This is a genomic window from Paenibacillus sp. CMM36 (genome assembly GCF_053570945.1).
Map to the genome: position 1 here is coordinate 40,020 of NZ_JBSEDY010000021.1, position 22,105 is coordinate 62,124.

At 43.6% G+C, this 22,105-nt stretch carries 17 protein-coding genes and 1 rRNA gene; 2 read left to right on the forward strand and 16 right to left on the reverse strand.

From position 1 onward, the window contains the following. Positions 1-36: 36 nt before the first annotated feature. The 13 genes from ACWA2B_RS25355 to ACWA2B_RS25415 form a co-directional block, all read right to left on the reverse strand. Positions 37-1,251 (reverse strand): ABC transporter permease, encoded by a 1,215-nt coding sequence (locus ACWA2B_RS25355; RefSeq protein WP_341040505.1) that lies wholly within the window; start codon positions 1,249-1,251, stop codon positions 37-39. Beyond that, on the reverse strand, positions 1,248-1,985 hold the full coding sequence (locus ACWA2B_RS25360; RefSeq protein ID WP_039274993.1) for an ABC transporter ATP-binding protein: 738 nt from the start codon (positions 1,983-1,985) through the stop codon (positions 1,248-1,250). Before ACWA2B_RS25360 ends, ACWA2B_RS25355 begins: the two co-directional genes overlap by 4 nt. Further along, positions 1,982-3,442: an efflux RND transporter periplasmic adaptor subunit gene (locus tag ACWA2B_RS25365; RefSeq protein ID WP_449292774.1), complete on the reverse strand. Its 1,461-nt coding sequence runs from the start codon at positions 3,440-3,442 to the stop codon at positions 1,982-1,984. Before ACWA2B_RS25365 ends, ACWA2B_RS25360 begins: the two co-directional genes overlap by 4 nt. Positions 3,443-3,477: 35 nt before the next feature. Further along, entirely contained in the window at positions 3,478-4,587 is a 1,110-nt protein-coding gene (locus tag ACWA2B_RS25370) for a TolC family protein (RefSeq protein ID WP_449292775.1), read from the reverse strand. A gap of 183 nt (positions 4,588-4,770) precedes the next feature. Next, entirely contained in the window at positions 4,771-6,783 is a 2,013-nt protein-coding gene (locus tag ACWA2B_RS25375; protein WP_449292776.1) for an ABC transporter permease, read from the reverse strand. Further along, entirely contained in the window at positions 6,749-7,528 is a 780-nt protein-coding gene (locus tag ACWA2B_RS25380) for an ABC transporter ATP-binding protein (RefSeq protein ID WP_029518491.1), read from the reverse strand. The genes ACWA2B_RS25375 and ACWA2B_RS25380 overlap by 35 nt, the downstream gene beginning before the upstream one ends. Positions 7,529-7,628: 100 nt before the next feature. Continuing rightward, positions 7,629-8,615, reverse strand: a complete 987-nt coding sequence (locus ACWA2B_RS25385; RefSeq protein ID WP_449292777.1) for a sensor histidine kinase — start codon at positions 8,613-8,615, stop codon at positions 7,629-7,631. Further along, positions 8,612-9,313, reverse strand: coding sequence for a response regulator transcription factor (locus tag ACWA2B_RS25390; protein WP_069011312.1), 702 nt, complete (start codon positions 9,311-9,313; stop codon positions 8,612-8,614). Before ACWA2B_RS25390 ends, ACWA2B_RS25385 begins: the two co-directional genes overlap by 4 nt. Before the next feature lie 491 nt (positions 9,314-9,804). Beyond that, the gene (locus tag ACWA2B_RS25395) at positions 9,805-10,647 is read right to left on the reverse strand and encodes a carbohydrate ABC transporter permease (RefSeq protein WP_029518494.1); all 843 of its coding nucleotides are present in this window, start codon (positions 10,645-10,647) and stop codon (positions 9,805-9,807) included. 28 nt (positions 10,648-10,675) lie between these two features. Beyond that, complete coding sequence (locus tag ACWA2B_RS25400; protein WP_029518495.1) at positions 10,676-11,554, reverse strand: carbohydrate ABC transporter permease; 879 nt, start codon at positions 11,552-11,554, stop codon at positions 10,676-10,678. 79 nt (positions 11,555-11,633) lie between these two features. Further along, a complete protein-coding gene (locus tag ACWA2B_RS25405) occupies positions 11,634-12,935 on the reverse strand; it encodes an ABC transporter substrate-binding protein (protein ID WP_342446484.1) in 1,302 nt (433 codons plus the stop codon). 199 nt (positions 12,936-13,134) lie between these two features. Continuing rightward, positions 13,135-14,241 (reverse strand): response regulator transcription factor, encoded by a 1,107-nt coding sequence (locus tag ACWA2B_RS25410; RefSeq protein WP_029518497.1) that lies wholly within the window; start codon positions 14,239-14,241, stop codon positions 13,135-13,137. Next, a complete protein-coding gene (locus ACWA2B_RS25415) occupies positions 14,234-16,042 on the reverse strand; it encodes a cache domain-containing sensor histidine kinase (RefSeq protein WP_449292778.1) in 1,809 nt (602 codons plus the stop codon). The genes ACWA2B_RS25410 and ACWA2B_RS25415 overlap by 8 nt, the downstream gene beginning before the upstream one ends. Positions 16,043-16,219: 177 nt before the next feature. Between ACWA2B_RS25415 and ACWA2B_RS25420 the strand changes: the two genes are divergently transcribed. Both ACWA2B_RS25420 and ACWA2B_RS25425 read left to right on the forward strand, forming a co-directional pair. Further along, positions 16,220-17,206 carry a LacI family DNA-binding transcriptional regulator gene (locus ACWA2B_RS25420; protein WP_209950343.1) on the forward strand — a complete coding sequence of 329 codons (987 nt, stop codon included), beginning with the start codon at positions 16,220-16,222 and terminating at the stop codon, positions 17,204-17,206. Positions 17,207-17,289: 83 nt separating this feature from the next. Continuing rightward, entirely contained in the window at positions 17,290-19,566 is a 2,277-nt protein-coding gene (locus ACWA2B_RS25425) for an alpha-galactosidase (RefSeq protein ID WP_029518500.1), read from the forward strand. 297 nt (positions 19,567-19,863) lie between these two features. Here ACWA2B_RS25425 and ACWA2B_RS25430 read toward each other — a convergent pair whose 3' ends face one another. The 3 genes from ACWA2B_RS25430 to rrf form a co-directional block, all read right to left on the reverse strand. After that, positions 19,864-20,586, reverse strand: a complete 723-nt coding sequence (locus ACWA2B_RS25430) for a YjjG family noncanonical pyrimidine nucleotidase (protein WP_449292779.1) — start codon at positions 20,584-20,586, stop codon at positions 19,864-19,866. Positions 20,587-20,858: 272 nt separating this feature from the next. Then, entirely contained in the window at positions 20,859-21,710 is an 852-nt protein-coding gene (locus ACWA2B_RS25435) for an alpha/beta fold hydrolase (RefSeq protein WP_069011302.1), read from the reverse strand. 278 nt (positions 21,711-21,988) lie between these two features. After that, a 5S ribosomal RNA gene (rrf, locus tag ACWA2B_RS25440) occupies positions 21,989-22,105 on the reverse strand.

Consider the following 22,105-nt stretch of genomic DNA (forward strand, 5'->3'; position numbering starts at 1 on the left):
GTTCACGTTTTATGTTGCGACCATGTGCCCATTCAATTATTCGTATCTCAATGCATCTATTGGTTTTAATCTTGCTGCTTTATAAGCCGGATATACCCCAAATAGAATGCCTGTACCTGCAGAGCTAAGAAACGAATATAGGATCGGCGAGATTGTAAATTCAATGGTCATGTGTGCTGTTGCTTCGATTATTTTGGAGGCGCCTACGCCTGTAACAACCCCGAGCATCCCCCCTAGCAGACCAAAAATGACCGCTTCGGACAGGAATTGAATCATAATATCTCTTGGCTTGGCACCAATAGCTTTTCGAATACCAATTTCTTTCGTGCGCTCTATAACCGACACCATCATAATATTCATAATTCCGATTCCCCCTACCACAAGTGAGATCGCAGCTACACCTCCCAGCAAGCTGGTCATGATATTATCTACACCGGATGCTGCACCTGCTGCTTCGGACAGACTCATTACTTGAAATTGATCCGGTTCCGAAGGTTTTAGCTGATGCGTCACACGCAAGCTTTCCAATATGTCTGATTGAGCCTGACCCATCAAGCCTGGTGACTTGGCGGATACCTCCAGACCAGTAATGTTTTTCTCACCCAAACGGTTCATCATGGTTGTAGCCGGGATGTAGATTTGATCATTTGTACTGTAGCTTAAATTCGTAACAGGCTGAGAATTCAATACTCCGATTACTTTGAAAGGGATCTGTTTGATTTGAAACGTTCGTCCCAATACGCCTTTGGTATCTCCACCAAAAAGACGCACAACCGCTTGGCTTTCCAGAATGGCAACATTCCTACGTTTATCCATCTCATCGTTGGTAAATGTTCTGCCCTCGGCAAAGGAAAACTTTTTGGCCTTATAAAATGAAGCAGATGTCCCTACAATGGTTGCATTATAGTTATATCGCCCCCATGCAGCTTTTGAACTGCTTGAAATACGGGGCATCATTGCTGCAATCGAACTCTTTTGTTCCAATGCCTCGACATCTGTCCACGTAAATGAGGGCAAGGTATCCTGATTTATTTCTTCCTCAGTCATTGGCATGACGGGAGCAACCAAAAGTACGTTATTTCCTAACTTATTGATTTCCTCCTTAATACTGGCCTTTGAGCCATTCCCGATGGCCATAATGGCAATCACCGCTGCCACCCCGATAATAATACCGAGTATCGTTAAAAATGAGCGCATCTTGTTGGTAGTTAAGCTGTTCATCGATACACGGATCGTTTCCATCAGATTCATAGACTTACCACCCTTGATGAAATTCGTCTATTTGCAATAGGCTCATCTCGCTCAATGTTACCATCCCGAAAGCTGATCAATCGTTTGGCATATTCCGCTACTTCCAGTTCATGAGTAACCAGGACAATGGTTTTTCCTTGCTCATTCAAGCCTTGGAACAGCTCCATAATCTCGATGCTCGTCTTCGTGTCCAGTGCACCCGTAGGCTCATCTGCCAGCAGAATGACCGGATGATTCACCAAAGCTCGGGCGATGGAAACCCGCTGCTGCTGACCGCCAGAAAGCTCGTTAGGCTTGTTATACATCCGTTCTGCAAGACCCACCATCCGAAGCGCCTCTATAGCTCTTTCCCGACGCTCCTTGGCAGGAACACCTGCATACATCATAGGCAGCTCCACATTTGCTAAAGCTGTAGTACGAGGCAGGAGATAGAATTTCTGAAACACAAATCCTAGCTTCTGATTTCTAATCTCTGAAAGTTCGTTCTCACGAGCATCCAATATGGAGTAACCATCCAGATAGTATTTACCGGTATCCGGATGATCCAGGCAACCAATAACATTCATCATGGTGGACTTGCCTGAACCAGAGGGCCCCATGATAGCAACAAATTCACCTTCGTTAATAGATAAGTTCACACTTCGTAGAGCCTGAATCTCCTGACCGCCTACTTCATACCTTTTTTTCAGCTCTTTAATTTCAATAACAGTGTTATTGGATTGAGTTTCACTCATTGTGTCTGCCCCCCTCCACTGCCATTCGGGTCAGCACTGCTGTTCTGAGGAGGAATCACAATGGTTTCACCTTCCTTGACACCGGACTTGATTTCGGCCTGATCCGCTGTATAGACGCCCAGTTTCACGGGTCTAAACTCATAATCGGCCGGATTCGCTGTGTTCTTCGCCACATATACTCCATCCACACCGCCTTCAGACCTCAAGGCAAACAATGGCACAGACAGCGCATTTTTGTGTTCAGCTAACAGTAGAGATACATCCATATTCATCCCCGGTTGCAGCCTTATGTTTTGGCTATCTAAAGACAATTCAATTTTGTATGTAGTCACATTGGCTTCCGTCACCGGCTCTGGAGAAACAAAGCGTACTTCGCCTTTAAATTGTTTGTCCGGGAATGAATTCGAGTGCATTGTCGCCTGAAGTCCGGTCTTTAATTTAGCAATATCACTTTCGTTCACCTTGGCAAGAACCTTCATAACCCCTGTGTTGGAGTTATTCATGACAATAAAAGGTGCAGTAGGACTAGTGCCCACATCGCCGTTGACCTTCAAAATAATCCCGTCCCACGGCGCCGTAACCTGTAATTTACTTAGAACACTTTTCTTCTGCTCTAATGCCGTCTCAGCCTGCAATAAAGAAGCTTGTGCAGATTGGATGTTGGAAGCTTCAGGTGGGGACTGTGCAGCCTTTAATTGTATTAATGCTGTTTTATAGCCCATTTCCGCCTCTTCGATCGCCTCAGTTTGCTTGGTCTGTGCCTTCTTGTACTGCAGCTCTGCATTGCTCATATCCAGTTTTGCCTTATCCAGATTTTGCTTGGCTGTCGCCAGGTCACTTTCTGCTGCCGCATCATTCTGAACCAGATAAGCCTGGTCATCATAATCCTTCTGGGCTTTATCCAAAGTCACCTTGGCTGCCTCCTTTTGCGCAGCAGCTTCCTCTAATTCCATCCCGTTTTTGGCTGTTTTAATCGCCATCTGTGCCTTTAAGACATTTGCTTTCTGGAGCTCGATATCATTCGTTTTGGGTCCGCGCTTGGCTTCTTCCAGCTTGGCTCTTGCAACCGCGACATTGGATTCGGCATCCTTAATTTGCAGCCTAGCGTCCGAATCATCTAATCGTGCTAGAACCTGACCTGCCTTGACGCTATCTCCTGCTTTGACATTGACAGCGACGAGCTTGGCACCCTCGACATTTGTAAAATTAATATTTACTTCCTTGGAAGCCTGAACGGTTCCAGTCACGCTAAGCGACTCGGTTATGTTAGCTTTCTGTACCTGTACGACCTGATTCGCCGGAGCCTCCACAGGCTTTTCCTGACCCCTTTTCATGTAGAGCGTACCGCCAATTCCCGCTATAATGAGCAAGATCAGAATACCTATGCTCCTTTTCACTCTTCTTTTTTTTCTTAATACTTGTAATGAATCTTTATCTTTCTTTTCTGTTTCCGACAATGTTATATCCCCTTAAATTGTATTTTTGCTAAATCCTATACACTCCACGGCTTGTTTAAAGCATGTTGCAGCAGCGTCATTTGAACAATGAGTTCATCCATATTCCGTTCGATTTGCTTTACTTTCAACTGATTCGTGGCGACCTCCGTGCCCGTAGCAAATCCACGTTCCTTTCTTTTGCGAGAAATGTCCAACACTTTATTAAGGTTCTGTAGATTACTTCGCATTTGCTCGTATTGTTCTTCATTTTGCTGTAAGTTAAAGTACATACTCTTCAGTGTTTCTGCTAGTTGATCCTTGGTATTTTCCAGTCCACCTTCTGCTGAATCTATATCAATCTGCTTAATTTCATAGTCATCCGTTCCCGAATTCCATGTGTAATATTTAATTTCCATTTTTGCTAGCTTGACTGCCTCTTCCTGTCTCCATACTGAAGGACTCGCCGAGATGGCACGCGTCACCAGCGTATCCAGATTCGTGTTATCCATCTTCCGGTAAACGGGTCGGTCCACCAGTTCATATAAATTTCCTTGGGACTGCCCCATTTGTGTATTAAGCGAATCTAGCGCTTTTTGCAGCGCAGCTTTTGCAATGTCTACATTTTTTTGAGCCTCTATACGAGTCTGAATAATCGTACTTCGATCACCTGGAGAAATTTTTCCACGGTTAGCCTTCGCTTCAGCAGCTTTTTCCTCCAATAGCGCGAGCGAAAGTGCATCCTCACTACTCTTGACTTTGTTATCAGCCAGAAGTACGTCATAATAGTTTTTCATGGCAGTGTAGTCTGTCTGATCCTGGGCAAGTTCGATTTGCTTTTTGGATTCCAAATAAGAAACTGTCGATGAGGCATACCCCTTCCATGCTGAACTACTAGCCGCATCTTCTTCACCGTTGCCTTGACCTGCCGGAATGAAATCCAGATTCTTGCCTGCATTTTTCAGCATAATCCGGTTGCGATCTATCGTTTGCTGGGCTTCCTTCAAGCTAAAACTATTGGATCGTGCCCACTGCTGGGCTTGACTCAATGTTAATTTCACACTTGCTTTGGTAACCTGCTGCTGTGCCTCCTCTGCTTGAACAAAGGACTCTGATAAAGAACTGGCCGACAAGGCGAGCAGCAATAAAATGAACATACGTTTTTTCATAGATATCCCCACTTTAAAAATATGGTATCGATTTAAATATAGTTTACAATTACGTTGTTATACGAATTATGTGTTTTCTTCTGTATCCCACTTGAGACTTTATCTTCTTTTCAGTGCAAAATTCCAGAAAGGAGGAACTTCATCCTACCCTTCTGCAAATTTTTACACACAACTTATCCTTCCTTACAGTATCTTTAAATCTAATTGACGAAGATACAGGGAACGTACAATAAGAAAGGAAAGAAACTGGATGGACCAGAAGCACAGCATAATCTGAATCAGCGTAAGATGAACGGGTAATCCATATATTCCAGACGGTTCTGACATCACTAAACAAAGCACTATTCCTATAGATGATACGACTAATGGTAAAAGAAATAGAAATGCAATTTGTCTGGAGGCAGCTTGTCTCATTTCCCTTGAGTTTAGTCCAATTTTCGATAAAGCTCGGTATATTTCCTCATCCCGCTGAAGATCTACATACAATCTGAAATACAGCAGGCTTACCGTGCTTGCCAACATAATAATGGCGATAAATCCACCAATAAATTCACTAATAACCAGATCCATTTCCGATGTCAAATAGTCTACGGCCCTAGAGTTAAGCACTCCTTTATTCACCTTGTTGGCCAACACGGAATACAACCATACCTCTTGTTGAGTTTCAGAAGTTTCTAAGGAAAGCTGGCCAATCTTCCATTTGGGCACAAAATAATAAGTAGATTTATATGCCAACGGATCATTGAAATACCGATGTTCAATTAAATAGCCGTAAGTTCGATCAGAAACAACAAGTAGCCTTCCTAGTTCAGAGACGATATTTCCATCAAACTTCAGGTTATGATCTATTGTCTTAGTATCCATAATCTCAAGATTCATCATATGAGATTTCCCTTGCTTGTAAGTTAGCTTTTTTTCAAAAAAGGTTTTCTTTTCTTCGAGAGACATCTCGTTTGGATCGATAATGAAAAAACCTTGATTCTCCCGAAGCGTAGGAACCTGTTTTAGCTTCTTAAACTTGGAAGCAAGTGCTTCATAGTTGGATTGTTTCATCACTGGTGCAATCTGTTCCCGAAAAGGGAAGACTAACACTTCACCTTTCCCATAATCCACCCCAGCCGTATACAGATTTTGGTCAATCTCTTTTTCAAGCTCGTTAGAACTTACAACATCAGAAGTAAATGCAAATGAATAAGACTGCTCCCTAAGAAATCTTTTTTGCTGCTGCATGGAGTCAAAAGTTGATGCTGCTCCTACACAGGAAATGATAGAAATGAGGGTAATCAATGAAAAAAGCCCGGCATTATTCCTCATTTTATATGTGATCTCAGATAACCATAACAAACGCGATCCGCTCCAAGACCATTTCCTGTTAGCTCTAAGCAATTGAATGAATAATACACATGATTGAGTATAAAATAAGTAAATACCCAGAGATCCCATTATAATTGTATATTTAAAGGTGTCTCCAACCGAATAGTGCAATATATAAAAGGAAAGGGTCCCTAAACGATACGGTGCCAGATAAATGTAGGGTGAAAAATCAAGCTTCATTAAATATACAGCCGCTCCGATTAATACTATGGCAAGAATGGACAGACTCCAAAAAGCTTTAGGTTCTTTGTTGAGCTGAGGAGCCTTGCTAAAAAGCTGCTGTAGTTTAAAACGTCGGATAAAGAAAACAGACACAAGTGAGATCAATATAAACAAAAACATAAAGCCGATTCCTGTAAAAGCCAGTGCCTTCCAGGGAAAATAAAATCTTAAATATATTCCTGTGATTTTGGAGCCCAAAAGCAGAAAAAACTTCGCTGAAACAAATCCCCCAATCATACCAGTAACCAATGATAAAAAGCCTATAATTAGATTTTCAATAGCTATCAAAAAATAAATTTGCCTATGACTTACTCCTAAAATGGTGAGTATACCCAATTCTTTCTTACGTGCAGCAACAAAGATATTATTTGTGTATAATACGAAAAAAAAGGAAAATACAAAAATCAACAGATCCGCAACCTGTAATCCCTTTTTTACATTAGTTGCTGTGATTACATTCGAGACATCCGGGTGAAAAATAAATACCGCATATACGAAAAATATCGTAATCATCAAGGAGCTGCTTAAATAATAAGGAACGTAAGCACGCGCATTGCGTTTGAGATTATTCCATGCTAACAGACGAAAGCTCATGTGCATGTCTACTTCCCCCCAAAAAGGAGAGCATATCTATGATTTCCTGAAAAAATATTTGCTGACTATGACTACGACGGATTTCATTATATAACTCACCATCTTTAATAAAAATTACCCGGTCGCAATAGCTGGCTTCCAAGGCGCCGTGTGTTACCAGCACAATTGTAGAATAGTCTACACGGTGGACAAGGCTCAGCATTTCCATTACAACACGCGAAGACTTGGAATCGAGATTTCCGGTTGGTTCATCTGCAAGCAGGAGCGAAGGAGAATGAATCATAGCCCTGCCTATGGCTGCACGTTGTTTTTGTCCCCCCGATACCTCATAAGGCCGTTTGTCCAAAACATCTGTAATATCCAGTTTTTTCGCTACCTCTTCCAGTTTGTGCTCCATTTCCTTTAACCCTTTTTTATTCAGCATCAGAGGAAACAGTATGTTTTCTCCCAAAGTGAGGGTTTCCAGCAAATTATAATCTTGAAATACAAGGCCCAGTTCTTTGCGGCGAAATAAAGCCAGCTTATCCTTCTTGAGCAGATGTGGATTTTCTCCTTTAATGCTAACCTCGCCAGAAGTCGGCATATCAATGGTCGAAATCATATTTAATAATGTAGTCTTCCCACTACCAGACGGCCCCATAATACCAACAAACTCGCCTTGTTTGATCGTTAAATGGATATTGTTAAGAGCTCGGTAGGGAACCTTGCCATAGTATATTTTGGTAACTTGGTCCATTCGTACAATCTCCATCGTTCATTCCTTTCTTTTCCTATGCTATGATCATAATCCATCCAGATAAGTGAAGCGACCGATTAACATTACAAAAACCTTAAATGTGTTGTAAGGTTTCTCATTTGCCAATGGAAAACAGGATTTGAACCGTCGTCCCTTTACCAACCGTCGATTTCAATTGAATATCATGATTCAGTCTTTTGCAGATTTCAGACACCAAATAGAGTCCCATCCCGGTTGATTCACGATACTTCCGCCCATTTTCACCTGTGTAATAAGCCTCAAATACCCGTTCTATGTCTTTTTTAGGGATACCAATCCCCTCATCCTTTACTTCCAACACAATGACATGCTCTCTTACGTCAGACATCAGCTTCAGACTGTGAGTATGACCTGAAGAGTACTTTATCGCATTAGTCACCAATTGATTAATGATAAATCTTAGCCATTTGGCATCGGTAATCACACTCAACTGCTCGTCCACTTCATTGGAAGGATAAATTTCGTTGCGGATCAATAATCTTTTGTTATCATAAATCACATCACTAACTAGCTTTCGTAATACAACAGGCTCCACATGAAAGTCAGGTTCAAAGGATTCCAATCGTGACATATACAAAATCATGTCCAGTCCTTTTCCCATTCGATCAATCTCATCGTGAATCTGATCCGATTCGGGGTCTATTCTTCCTTTGAGAATTAAATGAATAACAGAAAGAGGAGTTTTCATCTGATGAACCCACTGATTGATAAACGTAATATGATCGCGCTGCTGATGCTCTAACTGATGAATTCGGGACTGATACAATCGATAATATTGTAAAAGCAAATGTTGTAAAGAAGCGGCTAACGGATTAAGTACCTTCATCTGAATAAGCTCATCTAAATCTTTAATGTTTGTAGTGGATAATATGCGATATAAACCAGAATACATAACGAACCGGAACAGCAAATAGACCCCCAATAGGATGGACCCAAAAAAGACGGAATATAGGGCCGTCGACCAGTTACGGTAACCATCCATCCAATAGATACTTAACACAAGAAAAAGTTGGATGATATTAAAAATGACCAGCGAAAAATGGTCGCGCCAAAAAAGCTTCACCGTTCTTCCTCCTCAGTCAAGTGAAGCCGATAGCCAGCCCCTCGAACCGTCTCTATGATATCCCCTAGTCCCAGCTCGCTCAGTTTTTTGCGGACACGTGTGACATAAACATTCAGTGTGTTCTCCCCTACATATTGGTCATCATCCCATAAAGCCTCTAAGATATGAACTCTCCCTACAACCTGCTTAGGATATGTCATCAATAGCTCCAGGAGGGCCGCTTCTTTATGACTCATCTCTACCTGCTTGTCATGGTATACAAGTTCCATAATGTCGGGATACAAAGTCAAGCCTGACACCGTTAAGGATCGTGATGGTGGAGCAACGGCATAGGAACCATAGGCACGCCGTAAATTACTTTCTACTTTGGCCAGTAGTACTTCGGGATAAAATGGTTTCGTAATGTAATCATCTGCTCCGTTTTGCAAAGCAATGACCTGATCCATTTTATCATCACGTGCAGACACAAAAAGGATGGGGCATGTAGACTGAGTCCGTATTTGCCTGCACCAATAAAATCCATCAAAACGAGGTAGATTCACATCAAGTAGTACCAAATCAGGCTTTACCTCTTCAAAGATAGCCAGAACTTGATCAAAATTTGAAACAATAATTCCTTGATAACCATATTTCTCAAGATAGGATTGGAGCAAGGAGCTGATTTGAGGGTCATCCTCTACTATTAATATCTTCTGCATCGTGTTTTCTACCTTCTTAGTGCTTGAATTTTTAACAACTGATTTCTCTATATAATGCCTTTATTTGATCGTTCAAGCAATAACAACAATCTAACCCCCTTTGGTTGTAGATGATTAGGAGTTTTTCATGGTGGTGTATATTGAATCCCGAATTATATACATGGTGCCGAGCACCAGAGTGATTAACAATATAATTATAATAACGATAACTGTGACTGTTATAATAGTTCTTTTACGATTTTTTAATGTTTCATGGAAACTTTGCTTTGGATCTTTCAAAGTCTGCTTCACTTCTTTCCTTGCCTAGCTGTTTACCAGCATAACAGCTTCTACATAACGAACAACAGTTTAAACTTACAAAAACCTTTATTTTACTGTAAGGTTTCTGATTAGCCACAAACCATCGTCGGATTGAATTAACGTATGGACATATCAAAAATGCCCGGCTAGAGAATCTTTTTCTGATTCTCTAGCCGGGCATTTTATCCTTTCTACCCTTTTACAGCAGAACCTACCGTCATCGCCCGCTCCACTTGTTCACTCAAGAACAGGTAGACAAGTACCATCGGTAAGGAGGCCATAGTCATAACAGCTCCCATGGCTCCCCAATCCGTACTGTAGGAACCCTGGAAGAAAAGTAAGCCTAGAGGCAATGTTTTCATATTTTCATCAGAAATTAGAATATAGGCCAAAGTGAACTCATTCCAGTTGTTCAAGAATTGAAAAATGGCTACCGTCGCAATTGCAGGCAATGCAAGTGGCATAATGATTTTCAGGAACAGTCTATAAATATTAGCTCCATCCATGCATGCCGCCTCTTCAATCTCCTTAGGAATTGCTGTTAGGAATCCATAGAAAATCATTGACGAGAAAGGAAGCCCAATTGCGATATAAGGAAGAATAAGAGCTCCGTACGTATTCGTAAGATGAAAATCGCGAACCAGAATCGCCAGCGGTATCATGATAACCTGCAGTGGCATAAACATTCCTATGATCATATAAGTCCGGACAGCTGAACGAAACCTCCATCTCATACGAGCCACTGCGAAGGCAAACATCAGAGCCAGCAAAAGAATGAACAAAGTCGAAATCGTTGATACGACCAGACTGTTCAGAAAGTAACGGGGAATATTAAATTGCGTCCACGCATTGATGTAATTTTCGTAACGAAAATGCGTTGGCAGTCCAAATGGGTTAGAGACAAAGATCTCATCGTTGTTCTTGAACGAGTAGGAAACCATCCAGAACAACGGGTAGACCGAAACAATAAAATACAACCACAGCGGTATCTGCAGAACAGCTTGTCTGAACTTGCTCAAAGCAGTTTTACTCATTTCGTTCTCCTTTTCAATACACGCCTTATCAGGCGGTTTGTCCGCGGTCGAACAGCTTATTGATAACTACAGTTGCCAGTAGTGAGATTAGTACAAGCAGCACGGATACAGCACACGCATACCCATAATTGCTTTCCATAAAAGCATAGCGGTAAATCATGAATGTCAATGTATAGTTTGTAGTGCCGGGCCCTCCGTTTGTCATAATCAGCATCTGCACAAAGGCCCCTATTCCAGATGTAATCGCAATAATGAAGCAGAATTTGTACGTTTCCCTCATCAGTGGAAGCGTGACATGCCAGTGCGCTCTCCATTTACTGCAACCGTCAATCGTAGCGGCTTCAAAGTAGTCTTCGGGTATTGACTTAACTCCCGCATATAACAACGCGAATTGATAACCCATAAACTGCCAGGCATTAACGAAGGCAATGGCAATAATCGATGCTGTCGGGGAGCTCAGCCAATTTTGCTGGTACGGGATGTTCAAGAGATCAAACAGTCGGTTGATCAATCCGTTAGTTGGGTCATAGATTGCGATCCACAGCTGGCACACCACGGTTACCGATAGGACAACTGGGATAAAATAAGACGTTTTCAGTATTTTTCGCCCGCGTGTGCGCGGGTCAGCACAGATTAGCGCTAATAGTGTTCCCAGCCCGATCTGAAAGACCGCCAGAACAATGGCAAATATTAATCCGTTCTTAAGCGAAGTAGCAAGTAGAGGATCGGAGAACAGTTCCCGATAATTACTCAGTCCCGAAAAGGTCAGCGTACTCAGGCCATCCCAATCATAAAAGCTGCGAAGAACGGTTTGCAGAACGGGATATATCAAAATCACGCTATACAGTATCAAAGCAGGGAGGAGAAACAGTGCGAGTGCCGGTTTGTTCCCCAAATATTTATTCATGTCTTGCTTCCACCCCTTATCTTCGGAATAGCATCCCCTAGCGACTTATGCCGCCAAGGGCAGCCGAGTTCCTGAATTCTCAGTTTTCTTTATCCAATGTGCTATTCAGATTGTTCACAAAATCGTTTTCAGAAAAGTTGTCTACCATCAAATTCTGAGTATTGTCATTAATAGTGTTCTGAATTTTTGTACTACTCAGAAGTTGAGCATATTCCTGCGCATTTGGCAGCAACTCTTTGACAACTCGCTGCATCATTGCTGGAACATTGGAGGCGATTGGCTTATCCACTTTCTGCGAAACAATTGGGCTTCCAAGTTGAGTGTATCTGTATTCGGCTGACTTTGTGGCAAGGAATGCCGCTACCTTTACGGCTGTTTCCTTATTTTTGCTACTCGATGATACTGCGTAGCCCTGTGGAGAACCTGAGCCGTCAATGAAATATTTGGATTTCTCGTAGGTTGCTTCATCCTTTGCAGGCCAGTACATCCAGTCGACCTGGTCGCCCAGCTTTTCCTGTGAGCTGTAAATTTCCCATTGTCCATTCACGAACATGGCAGCTTTGCCCTGATAAAACAGGGACGAAGCCTGATCATAATTGGTGTTCGTCGCGTTTGCATCGAATAATCCGGCTGTTTGCAGTTGCTTCATCTGCTGTGCCGCTGTTACGAATGCTTCCGGCAATGCTTTTACACCCTTCTCATCAAGTGCTCCGAACCCACGCGGCTGCTCCCTTGTAACCAGCCCATTATAGAAAGCGGTCGTGATCCATTTTTCTTTGGCAAAAATTGACATAGGTACGTAACCAGCAGCTTTCAACTTTTTCGCTGCATCGGCCATCTGGTCAATCGTCTTAAGCGGTGTTTTAATTCCTACCTTCTCGAAAATCGACTTGTTGTAATAGATCATTTGGAATTCAATGCCGGTTTCGGGATAAGCATACACATGATTGTCTGGAGCTATCAAACGCGATTCAACACCCGGGTTAAGATTCTTCTTGAATTCGGCCGTTGTGTCATAGCTGTCCAGCACCTCAACATTTTTCGATTTTGCGAAAGTTTGCAGGACAGCCCAATCCGCTAAATAGACATCCGGCATATTGCCCGTTGCCGCATAGGTTTTAAGCTTCTGTCCTCCGTCCTGTACGGCAGGATCCAGTTCAATTTCTACGTTTGGCATCTTCTTTTTAAGCTCTTCCACCGCATAATCGAACGGCTTTATGGTATCGTCATCAAAATGTTGTGCATACACCTTTAATTTGATCGTACCGTCCCCTGCCTCGCTCTTGGAAGAGGTCGAGTTATCTTCCCCACAAGCAACCAATCCAATCGACATAGTGAGCACTAGCAAAGCTGCACTCCAACTTTTGTAAGTTTTTTTCATTTGCTTAATCCCCCTCATGCAGTGTGTTTTATGTTTACGCTTTCATTTGCATGACTACAGTATACTGCCGCTTCTATTCTTGATTAAGGAATAAAACGGGCATAACCAGTAAAAAACGGGACAAATAGAGCAGCGGTTCTCCGTATATAGGAAAACCGCCAGGCTTAAATCAAAGTTGTCCTGCCTCGCAGGACAGGCGCTACCTTTTTTTGAGTTGCTCATATTCAGTGGGTGTCATGCCAAAGCGTTTCTTGAAGCATTTGCCAAAATAATTGGGGTCACTGTATCCTACACTTTCAGCGATTTCTGACAGCTTCCGATTTCCTTTCAGCAAAAGCTCCTTAGCCTTCTTCATTCGGATGTGTGTAATATGATCCACTATGGAAAAGCCAGACTCCTTGCGAAATACGCGGCGCAGGTAGCTGGGATCGACGAATACTCCGCACGAAACCTGCTCAGCAGACAGCTCTGAGTCTGCATAATGTTCCTCAATATAGTTGATCGCCGCCACAAATAAATTGGAAGCCTTCGTAGGACGCATATTCTCCATCAGCTGGATCAGCTTGCGGTATAGAGCGAGCATCCAACCTTCAGCAGCCTCCCAGGAATCTAACTCTCGCAGCCGTTCGTAAGGAGAATTGTCTCCTCCATTTTCCCATAGCCGGTCATAAGGAATGCCTCGTTCACTGGCAAAGGAAAGGGCTAAAGATACGATTCCCATAAGCATCGCATCTGCGTATTCGTCTCCCCATTTATATTTACTAAGCTGACGGATTGCCTTACGGACCTCCTCTAGCGTTTCACTGTCTTTCATTCGGAGGTCAAGCACAACCGCATCGCGTAGATGGCCCAAATCAGGCATACCTGCTCTGCTATGCAACACTTCGCCGCCCTGTCCCCTTAACTCTGCACTTTCGCTCTCCTGTGGAAGCACCGGTAGCTTCGGCTTAATGCGTTCCAACATCGAGAGCATTTCTTCTGCATTGAACGGCTTCAACAAATAATCCTGTACTCCGGTTCGAACCGCCTTCTGTAGGTATTCAAATTCGTTATGTCCAGATATGAATACAATAACGATGCGTTCGAACTTGACTTTCAACCTCTTGGCTAATTCAATTCCGTCAATGAAGGGCATATTGATATCTACGAGGGCGAGATGTGGCTGATGCCGCTCGGCTTCCTGAAGTGCTTCCTGTCCGTTCCTTGCTTCGCAGCAAACCCGAAAACCATGAATTTCCCAATCTATCTTCATACGCAGAAAGTCTCGGAACAGCGGTTCATCATCGACAATCATCACTTTATACATTTTGGTGTTCACTCCCCTTTGGCAGCATCGGCAGCGACAGGTCAACAGTTGTTCCCTTCGTGAGCACACTTTGCACGGATATCCCATACTCCTCGCCAAAATACAGGCTCAGCCGCTGCTGAACGCTGTAGGTGCCGATTGATCGTATTCCTTCTTCCGGCAAATGTCTGGACATAATGGTCTGAACCTGTATTTCGTTCATCCCCACACCGTTGTCCTCCACTCTAACGACCACCTTATCGCCCTGTCTAAAGGCAAAAATGCGGATAAAACCTTTTGTTCCTTTCTTCTTAAGGCCATGGTAAATCGAATTCTCGACAAGCGGCTGAAGCGAGAGCTTCGGGATCGGTGTACCTTCAAACTCGGGAGGAATATCCACTTCATAGCGAAACACATCGGGATAACGGATTTGCAGAATCGTCAGGTAATCATCAGTAATCTGAGCTTCCTTTTCTAAAGTGATTAGTTCCCGTCCCTTGTTCAGCACCATTCGATAAAAATCTGCCAGCGCTTTTGTAGTATCTCTAGCCTCCTCATTACGATCTAACTCATTGAGTGCATAAATGGTATCCAAAGTGTTGTACAGAAAATGCGGTTTAATTTGGGCGCTTATCAGTGCAAGCTCATATTCACGCTTACGGTTCTGTTCCTGCCTTACCTCATCCAGCAGTTCCCGAACCCGTCTTACCATAAAGTTAAACGCTTCCGCAATGGTACCGATTTCATCTTCAGTACGGACTGTCGCAACAGGTTGCAAATCACCAGTTACTACTTTTCGCATGGCCTTAGTCAATTGTTCGAGAGGACTAACGACCATTCTGGACAGAAAGCTGGCACCCAGCCAGGAAAAAACAAGGCATAACACGCCGATTAATAGCGACAATCTAACATTTTGCCGGACATCAGCTGTAAGCAGGCTAAGAGAAACAATATTGACCAACTTCCATTCCATACGGTTATAATCAGTGACCGTTATCAGGTTGCGCTCATACTCGAATGAACACGTTCCATGGGATGCATTAGGGGCACAACGTTGGATGGCCTCACCCAACTGCGGATTCACCGGATTCATCAGCATCTCATTGTCTTCTGCCACAGCCACGCGCATTTCGTTATCTAAAAAATAATAAGATTTAGGCGCATCTGGATCGCTGGAACGAAAGTAATCGGACAAACCTTCTTCCTTCACTAACAGAAAAAGCGTTCCATATGGTTCGCCGGTGTCTATATTAATGACCGTCTTCCCCAGCGTCAAAACGGGAGAGCTCGGATCTGGTGTTAGGAAATCCCTCTTCTCCATATCAAACCAGAGGGCCTGTCCATAACTTTCAGATTCCCTTACCCGCTTAAGCATGCTATAGATCTTGTAATCATTCCCGCTTTCAGTATAAGAGGCGAAAATTGTCCCTTCGTTATCAATGAATACAGCGGCATCCACCTCACGAAAGATTGACAAATCAATGGATAGTCGGCTCTGCATCAAGTTTCCAAATTGGATAGGCTCCATGGCAGTATCAGGTTTGGCGCCGTTTGAATCGTACATCCGGTTAATATTTGTGACCATAATATTGGCCGCCGTTTCCACACTCCTGAAAATGTAATCGGTCCTAGACAAGATAAGCTGAGACTCATCGACCACATTGCTGGTGGTTTGATCTATCAAAGAACGGCTGAAAAGTTGGTTGGACAACAGTCCAAGAATAAGCAGAGAAATAATAATTAGCGGAAGAAATACCGTTATAACCTTGCTCTTAAAGCGAAGTCGACCAAACCACTTACGAGCTAGTGACAGAATATTCAACTAGAACCCCTCCGTCATCAAGAGAATATTCATCATGTTAACACAAACAATCTCTACAGTAGTAGATCAAAAATAAAGTTTAAAAAATTCAACCGTCCATCTTGAAAGTACTTTAGAGATGTGTTAGGATAAAGTCGATTTTTAGTAAAATTATTAACTAAAAAGGTGTGAGCTCTTTTGGCAACCATTAAAGACATTGCCCGCGAAGCGGGTGTGTCTGCCGCAACCGTTTCAAGGGTTTTAAATAACGATCTGTCACTGTCCGTAAGCTCAGACACCAAAAACAGAATTTTTTTGGTTGCCGAGCAACTCGGGTATAAGCCTACCCGGCTGAGGCAATTAAAGCAGAATACGGAACGGGCCGGGAAAACGGTCTCCCTCCTGCTGTGGTGTTCTATTGAGGAGGAAAGAGACGATCCTTATTACGCCTCGATCCGCCGTGGAATCGAACTGCGCTGTGAAGAGCTTGGCCTGACGTTGGGCCAGACCTTGCGAGGCCGCTCGTCCATCGGCACCTTACAGAAGGCGGATGGTCTGATTGTTGTGGGCGGCGTTGATCCTGAAGAGGTATTCAAGCTTCATCCTGACAAGAACACCATTGTCCTTGTCGACCAGTACCATGAACAGTTGGAGTATGATTCTGTACGACTTCATTTCAGACAAGCTGTTGATCAGGCACTCGGACATCTACTTGAGCTTGGCCATCGACAAATCGGATTTATCGGCGGTAAGAGCGACGGTGAGCGAAGGGCGCATTATTTTGAACGATTCATGCGGGAACAAGGGTTGTACAATCCTCAATTCGTCCGTATAGGTTCCTGGAGTACCGCGGATGGTTATCTCATGATGAACGAACTCCTAGCCCAACAGGAACGACCGACAGCCTGCTTCGTCGCAAGCGATCCGCTCGCTATTGGTGCCCTCCGCGCCCTTCATGGACTTGGAGTCAAAGTACCAGAGGATATGGCTGTTGTTGGCTTCGACGACATTGAGATGGCAGCCTTCGTGCAGCCTCCGCTAACCACTATCCGTGCATATCCCGAACAGATGGGAAAGGCTGCCGTGCAACTGCTCTCTGAACGGTTTGAGGGGCGTGAACCACCTGCGTATAGCGTGATCGGGACTAAGCTTGTCATTCGAGAAAGCTCATGCAAAAAAGGCTAAATTAGTACTTGAGAGTCTTATTGTCATTGATTAATATCCTTTCGTAAAACAATCAATATGATAACCCCTGAGGAGTGAATATCATGAACATTCATGTTAACGAAGCGCTTGGTTTGTTTCATTTGCAGTCCAAGGATTGCAGCTATATTATCCAGCTTGTAGAAGGATATCCCGCACATGTCTATTGGGGAGCTCAACTTCATCATGACCAAAGTCTCGCAAGTATATTGGAACTTAGGGAGCGTTGCTCCTTCTCTCCCACTCCCGTTTCTTCCAGTCGTATAATTTCTTTGGACACGCTTCCTCAGGAATACCCCCAGTATGGAACAAGCGACTTTCGTCAACCGGCTTACCAGGTTGCACTTGCGGACGGTACTCGAACTACTGAGCTAAAATATAGTGGTTACCGTATTGAACCAGGTAAACCCAAGCTCGAGGGACTTCCTTCCGTCTATGCCGAATCGGATGATGAAGCCACAACCCTCTATATGATCCTTGAGGATCAATACTCGGGGCTTAAGACTACACTGCTCTATACTGTATTTGCGGACCACAGTGCCATTGCTAGATCTACTCTTTTTGAACAAAAGGGAAGCGCTACCATGAATATTGAACACGCCATGAGCGCCTCTGTCGACTTCGCCGATTCCAACTACCAAGCCCTCTACTTACCTGGAGCCTGGGTTCGGGAAAGACATATCCAACGCCGCGACCTCGGACCTGGCTCCATTCGGCTCGAGAGTAGACGGGGCTCCAGCAGTCACCAAATGAATCCCTTTCTGGCACTGCTTCGGCCTGATGTGACTGAAGATCGTGGGGATGTGTACGGTTTCAGTCTAATCTACAGCAGCAACTTCGTCGCACAGGCAGAAGTAGAGCAGTTCAATCAGACTCGTGTAAGTATCGGAATCAATCCCTTTGACTTCTCCTGGCGGCTTGAGCCGGGTCAGTCATTCCAGACTCCTGAAGCCGTATTGGTCTTTTCCGAAGAAGGTCTTGGGGGCATGTCGCGCACCTATCACCGACTCTATCGCACACGTCTGTGCCGAGGGGCTTACCGTGACAAAGAACGTCCGATTCTCGTGAACAATTGGGAAGCCACATATTTCGACTTCGACGCCGATAAAATCGAGGCGATTGCCAAAGAAGCGGGGCCTCTTGGAATTGAGCTGTTTGTTCTTGATGACGGTTGGTTTGGTAAGCGAGACAACGACAACAGTTCGCTTGGGGACTGGTTCGAAGACCGCCACAAGTTGCCCGGCGGTCTTACTGACCTGGCCAAACGGGTTAATGAACAAGGATTACAGTTTGGTTTGTGGGTTGAGCCGGAAATGGTATCACCTGATAGTGAACTGTACCGCAACCATCCCGACTGGTGCCTGCATGCGGAAGGTCGGCGGCGGACGGAAGGCCGATCCCAACTGGTGCTCGATCTCTCCCGCAAGGAAGTATGCGACTACTTGTACGAGACGCTTAGCTCCGTATTTTCGATCGCTCCAATCACTTATGTCAAGTGGGACATGAACCGTAACATGACGGAGATTGCTTCGGCTACAGCCCCTAGCGAACGACAAAAGGAAACTGCGCACCGTTATATGCTCGGACTTTACGATCTGTTGGAACGTCTGACCTCCCAGTTCCCGGACATCTTGTTCGAAAGCTGTTCTGGAGGCGGTGGGCGATTTGATCCCGGAATGCTCTACTATATGCCGCAGACATGGACCAGTGATGATACCGATGCCATTGAAAGATTGGCTATCCAGTATGGAACAAGCATCGTGTACCCGGCCAGTACCATGGGCGCACATGTATCGAACGTGCCGAACCACCAGGTGGGACGAAACACCTCCCTCGCCATACGCGGCGACGTGGCAATGAGCGGGAATTTTGGCTACGAACTCGACCTTACTGCATTTACGAATGAAGAAAAAGAACTCGCTGCCAAACAAATTGCCCAGTATAAAGAAATCCGTTCCCTTGTACAGCAGGGAGATATGTATCGACTGCTTAGTCCGTTTGAAGGCCGAGGCGACACAGCCTGGATGTTTGTTAGCGAGGACCAATCCGAAGCGTTTGTCGCTTACTTCCGCGTACTTGCTGAACCAAATGGGCCCATCCGGCGACTAACTCTAAAAGGACTTGACCCAGATAAAAAGTATATAATCGAACACGGGGCGACAGGCAGCACTGCAGTCCATACGGGTAATACCTTAGTGGAAGATGGCGGTTCTCCCTTCCGCGTAGCATTTGATGGCGAAATTTTTGGAGGCGACCGCCTAATGAAAATTGGGCTTGTTGTCTCGGATCTCTCTGGAGACTTCACCAGCTCTACTTTCCGCCTTAAAGCTATTTCCTGCTAATTGTGAATCTGGCCAGTGACGATAAAAAAATCAAAACAAGGCAGACCGATTTTCCGGCCTGCCTTGTTTAATCACTTTGGTGCCCGTGTTGCTAACCGTGACTCTCCATGTCACTTACCAAATACGCTCGCTTAGTCTCAATTTCGTCCTCTATATCTTCCAGCATATGACCAATGCCTTCTTAAGTGAACGTGTCTGTAATCACAACTCTAAACAATTCATTCAACTTTTCGGTGTCTTTAACTTCCGTCTTCTGATTTCGACATTATTCATCCTGATTTCCAATTTCTCATTCATCTAGATTTCCGCCGATGTACGATTCAGGATGGGACGCTTTGAAAGCACACGATTCGATAACTCCATCAGGCTTTTTATTTCATAAGTAGGTTGAATGCCAGACGCGTTTGTTTTCCCAGCAGGGTTGAACCAACAGGTATCCATTCCGTATTTGTTGCCTCCTTGAATATCGGAGGTCAAAGAATCACCAACCATGAGAACCTTACTCTTATCTGAAATGTCTAGCTTAGTAAATGCGTAATCGAAAATACCAGCTTGTGGCTTTTGGCAACCCACTTCCTCTGAAATAATTATCTGTTCAAATACATCATGCAGCGGTGAAAGCTGAATTCTGGAGGTTTGCACCTCTTTGATTCCATTCGTAATGATCGCCAAGCGACAATCAGACAGCATATCACATAATTCAACCGCTCCGTCCATTAAAAAAGCACCTTCACCCAAATAACGTAAATATGCAGCACTAAAAGCATCTGGATTAAAGTCTAGATCATGAAAAGTAAATAATCGCTTAAACCGCTCCACACGCAGTTGCGCTGAGGTAATATGTCCTTCCTCTGCCTCTCGCCACAATACGCTGTTGATTTCATCATAACTAGCTTTATACTCCGTGGCCCCTTGTGGCAAGCCAAATTGGGTAAACGTATTATGTAGCGCATAACTCTCTGCCTTTTTAAAATCAAACAGCGTGTCATCGACATCAAATAAAATAATTTCGTATTTCATAACGACCTCCATATCATTGCTTTACGACTATTGTTCAGTTCCATGAGTCTTAGATTGTTTCTGATAGTAGTACAACGAAAAACTAACAATACATTATTACCTTTCGGTTATTATACAGAACCTAGTTAAACCGTCAAGTCACTAATAACAAAGTCATAGTATTTTGTCACCGGTGCAAAAGGTAAATAACGCTCAATAAGAATGCCCGTAAAATGAAGGTGATTCTCATTTTACGGGCTTCTGAGCATCTAAGAGATGATTTAGCAAAAATCCTAGTGATCTTCATTAATCCATTTAGCTAATGTTTGATCAAAACAATGAGGTTCTTCAAACATTGGGTTATGCCCACTATATTCAAAAATCACTTTTTTCACGTTCTCGTAGGTGTCATCGACCCTATCCCATAAAGAAACTGGCGCAACCAAAAAATCATACCTTCCCAAACCAATATATACAGGTTTGTGGATATCCGCCAAGGATTGTATTAAATTCATGTTACCGAAAGCTTCTCCCCATAAATAATCAATGATAGGCATATTCGTGTATACATCCTTCCACATATAAGCCGCATCGTAAGCATAATCATAAAAGGTTTGGGCTCCCATTCGTATACACATGTGAACAAATCTTCTATCTGGGTCTCTTTTGATATCTTCCTCTAATAAAACAATGTCCTTTTCAAAACGTTCCTTTCTTTCTGGGCTGGCCGTTTCATAAAAGAATGAAGAGCTTTGCCGCTGTCTTTCTTGGCTGTTCGTAGGTGCTGAATTTAATAGCACCACTTTTTGAACATAATCCGGGTATTGTTTAGCATATTCCAAAGCCATAAAGGCATGCCCGGAATGTCCTAATATGATAAATTCATTTAGATGAAGGCATTGTCTTGCTGTTTCTATATCATTAATAACTTTATCCAAAGTATAGTCTTCTGGTTTTAAAGCTCGAGTCGGTTTTGCAAACCCTCGATGATCCAGAAAAATAAACTGAAACTTTTTATATAAATGGTCTGAAAATAAACGAGGATAATATACACTACTGCCGATCACCAATATCGGCCTTCCGTTACCTCTTATAGCATATTTCAGCTCAAATCCATCACTAAAAACTGTTTGATAAGTGCTCATTTATAATCACCTTCTCTTTTTCAAATCACTCCCTTTCCTTTGTGTAATTCCCTTGTATTCTCCATAGAACGTTCCAACACTTCAACTCACCTCAGAAAGTACATTTATTTTTATGAGAAAAGTTTAACATGTTTTTTTCAAAAACAAAACGGGTTTACTTTTGTCTTACTTGTCTTGACTTATGGCATTCATACAGGATTTTTGACAAACACATCTTTTTGGAAACAAAAAAACCGCGATTATCGCGGTTTTTTATATAGAGGTCATACTTTTATCGTGCTTGGCGACGTCCTACTCTCCCAGGACCCTGCGGTCCAAGTACCATCGGCGCTGGAGGGCTTAACGGTCGTGTTCGGGATGGGTACGTGTGGAACCCCTCCGCTATCGCCACCAAA

Excerpts from the sequence above, each read along its gene's own strand:
- ACWA2B_RS25355 (WP_341040505.1), bottom strand. The coding sequence starts at position 1,251 with ATGAATCTGATGGAAACGATCCGTGTATCGATGAACAGCTTAACTACC.
- ACWA2B_RS25360 (WP_039274993.1), bottom strand. The coding sequence starts at position 1,985 with ATGAGTGAAACTCAATCCAATAACACTGTTATTGAAATTAAAGAGCTG.
- ACWA2B_RS25370 (WP_449292775.1), bottom strand. The coding sequence starts at position 4,587 with ATGAAAAAACGTATGTTCATTTTATTGCTGCTCGCCTTGTCGGCCAGT.
- ACWA2B_RS25375 (WP_449292776.1), bottom strand. The coding sequence starts at position 6,783 with ATGCACATGAGCTTTCGTCTGTTAGCATGGAATAATCTCAAACGCAAT.
- ACWA2B_RS25380 (WP_029518491.1), bottom strand. The coding sequence starts at position 7,528 with ATGGAGATTGTACGAATGGACCAAGTTACCAAAATATACTATGGCAAG.
- ACWA2B_RS25390 (WP_069011312.1), bottom strand. The coding sequence starts at position 9,313 with ATGCAGAAGATATTAATAGTAGAGGATGACCCTCAAATCAGCTCCTTG.
- ACWA2B_RS25395 (WP_029518494.1), bottom strand. The coding sequence starts at position 10,647 with ATGAGTAAAACTGCTTTGAGCAAGTTCAGACAAGCTGTTCTGCAGATA.
- ACWA2B_RS25400 (WP_029518495.1), bottom strand. The coding sequence starts at position 11,554 with ATGAATAAATATTTGGGGAACAAACCGGCACTCGCACTGTTTCTCCTC.
- ACWA2B_RS25405 (WP_342446484.1), bottom strand. The coding sequence starts at position 12,935 with ATGAAAAAAACTTACAAAAGTTGGAGTGCAGCTTTGCTAGTGCTCACT.
- ACWA2B_RS25410 (WP_029518497.1), bottom strand. The coding sequence starts at position 14,241 with ATGTATAAAGTGATGATTGTCGATGATGAACCGCTGTTCCGAGACTTT.
- ACWA2B_RS25425 (WP_029518500.1), top strand. The coding sequence starts at position 17,290 with ATGAACATTCATGTTAACGAAGCGCTTGGTTTGTTTCATTTGCAGTCC.
- ACWA2B_RS25430 (WP_449292779.1), bottom strand. The coding sequence starts at position 20,586 with ATGAAATACGAAATTATTTTATTTGATGTCGATGACACGCTGTTTGAT.
- ACWA2B_RS25435 (WP_069011302.1), bottom strand. The coding sequence starts at position 21,710 with ATGAGCACTTATCAAACAGTTTTTAGTGATGGATTTGAGCTGAAATAT.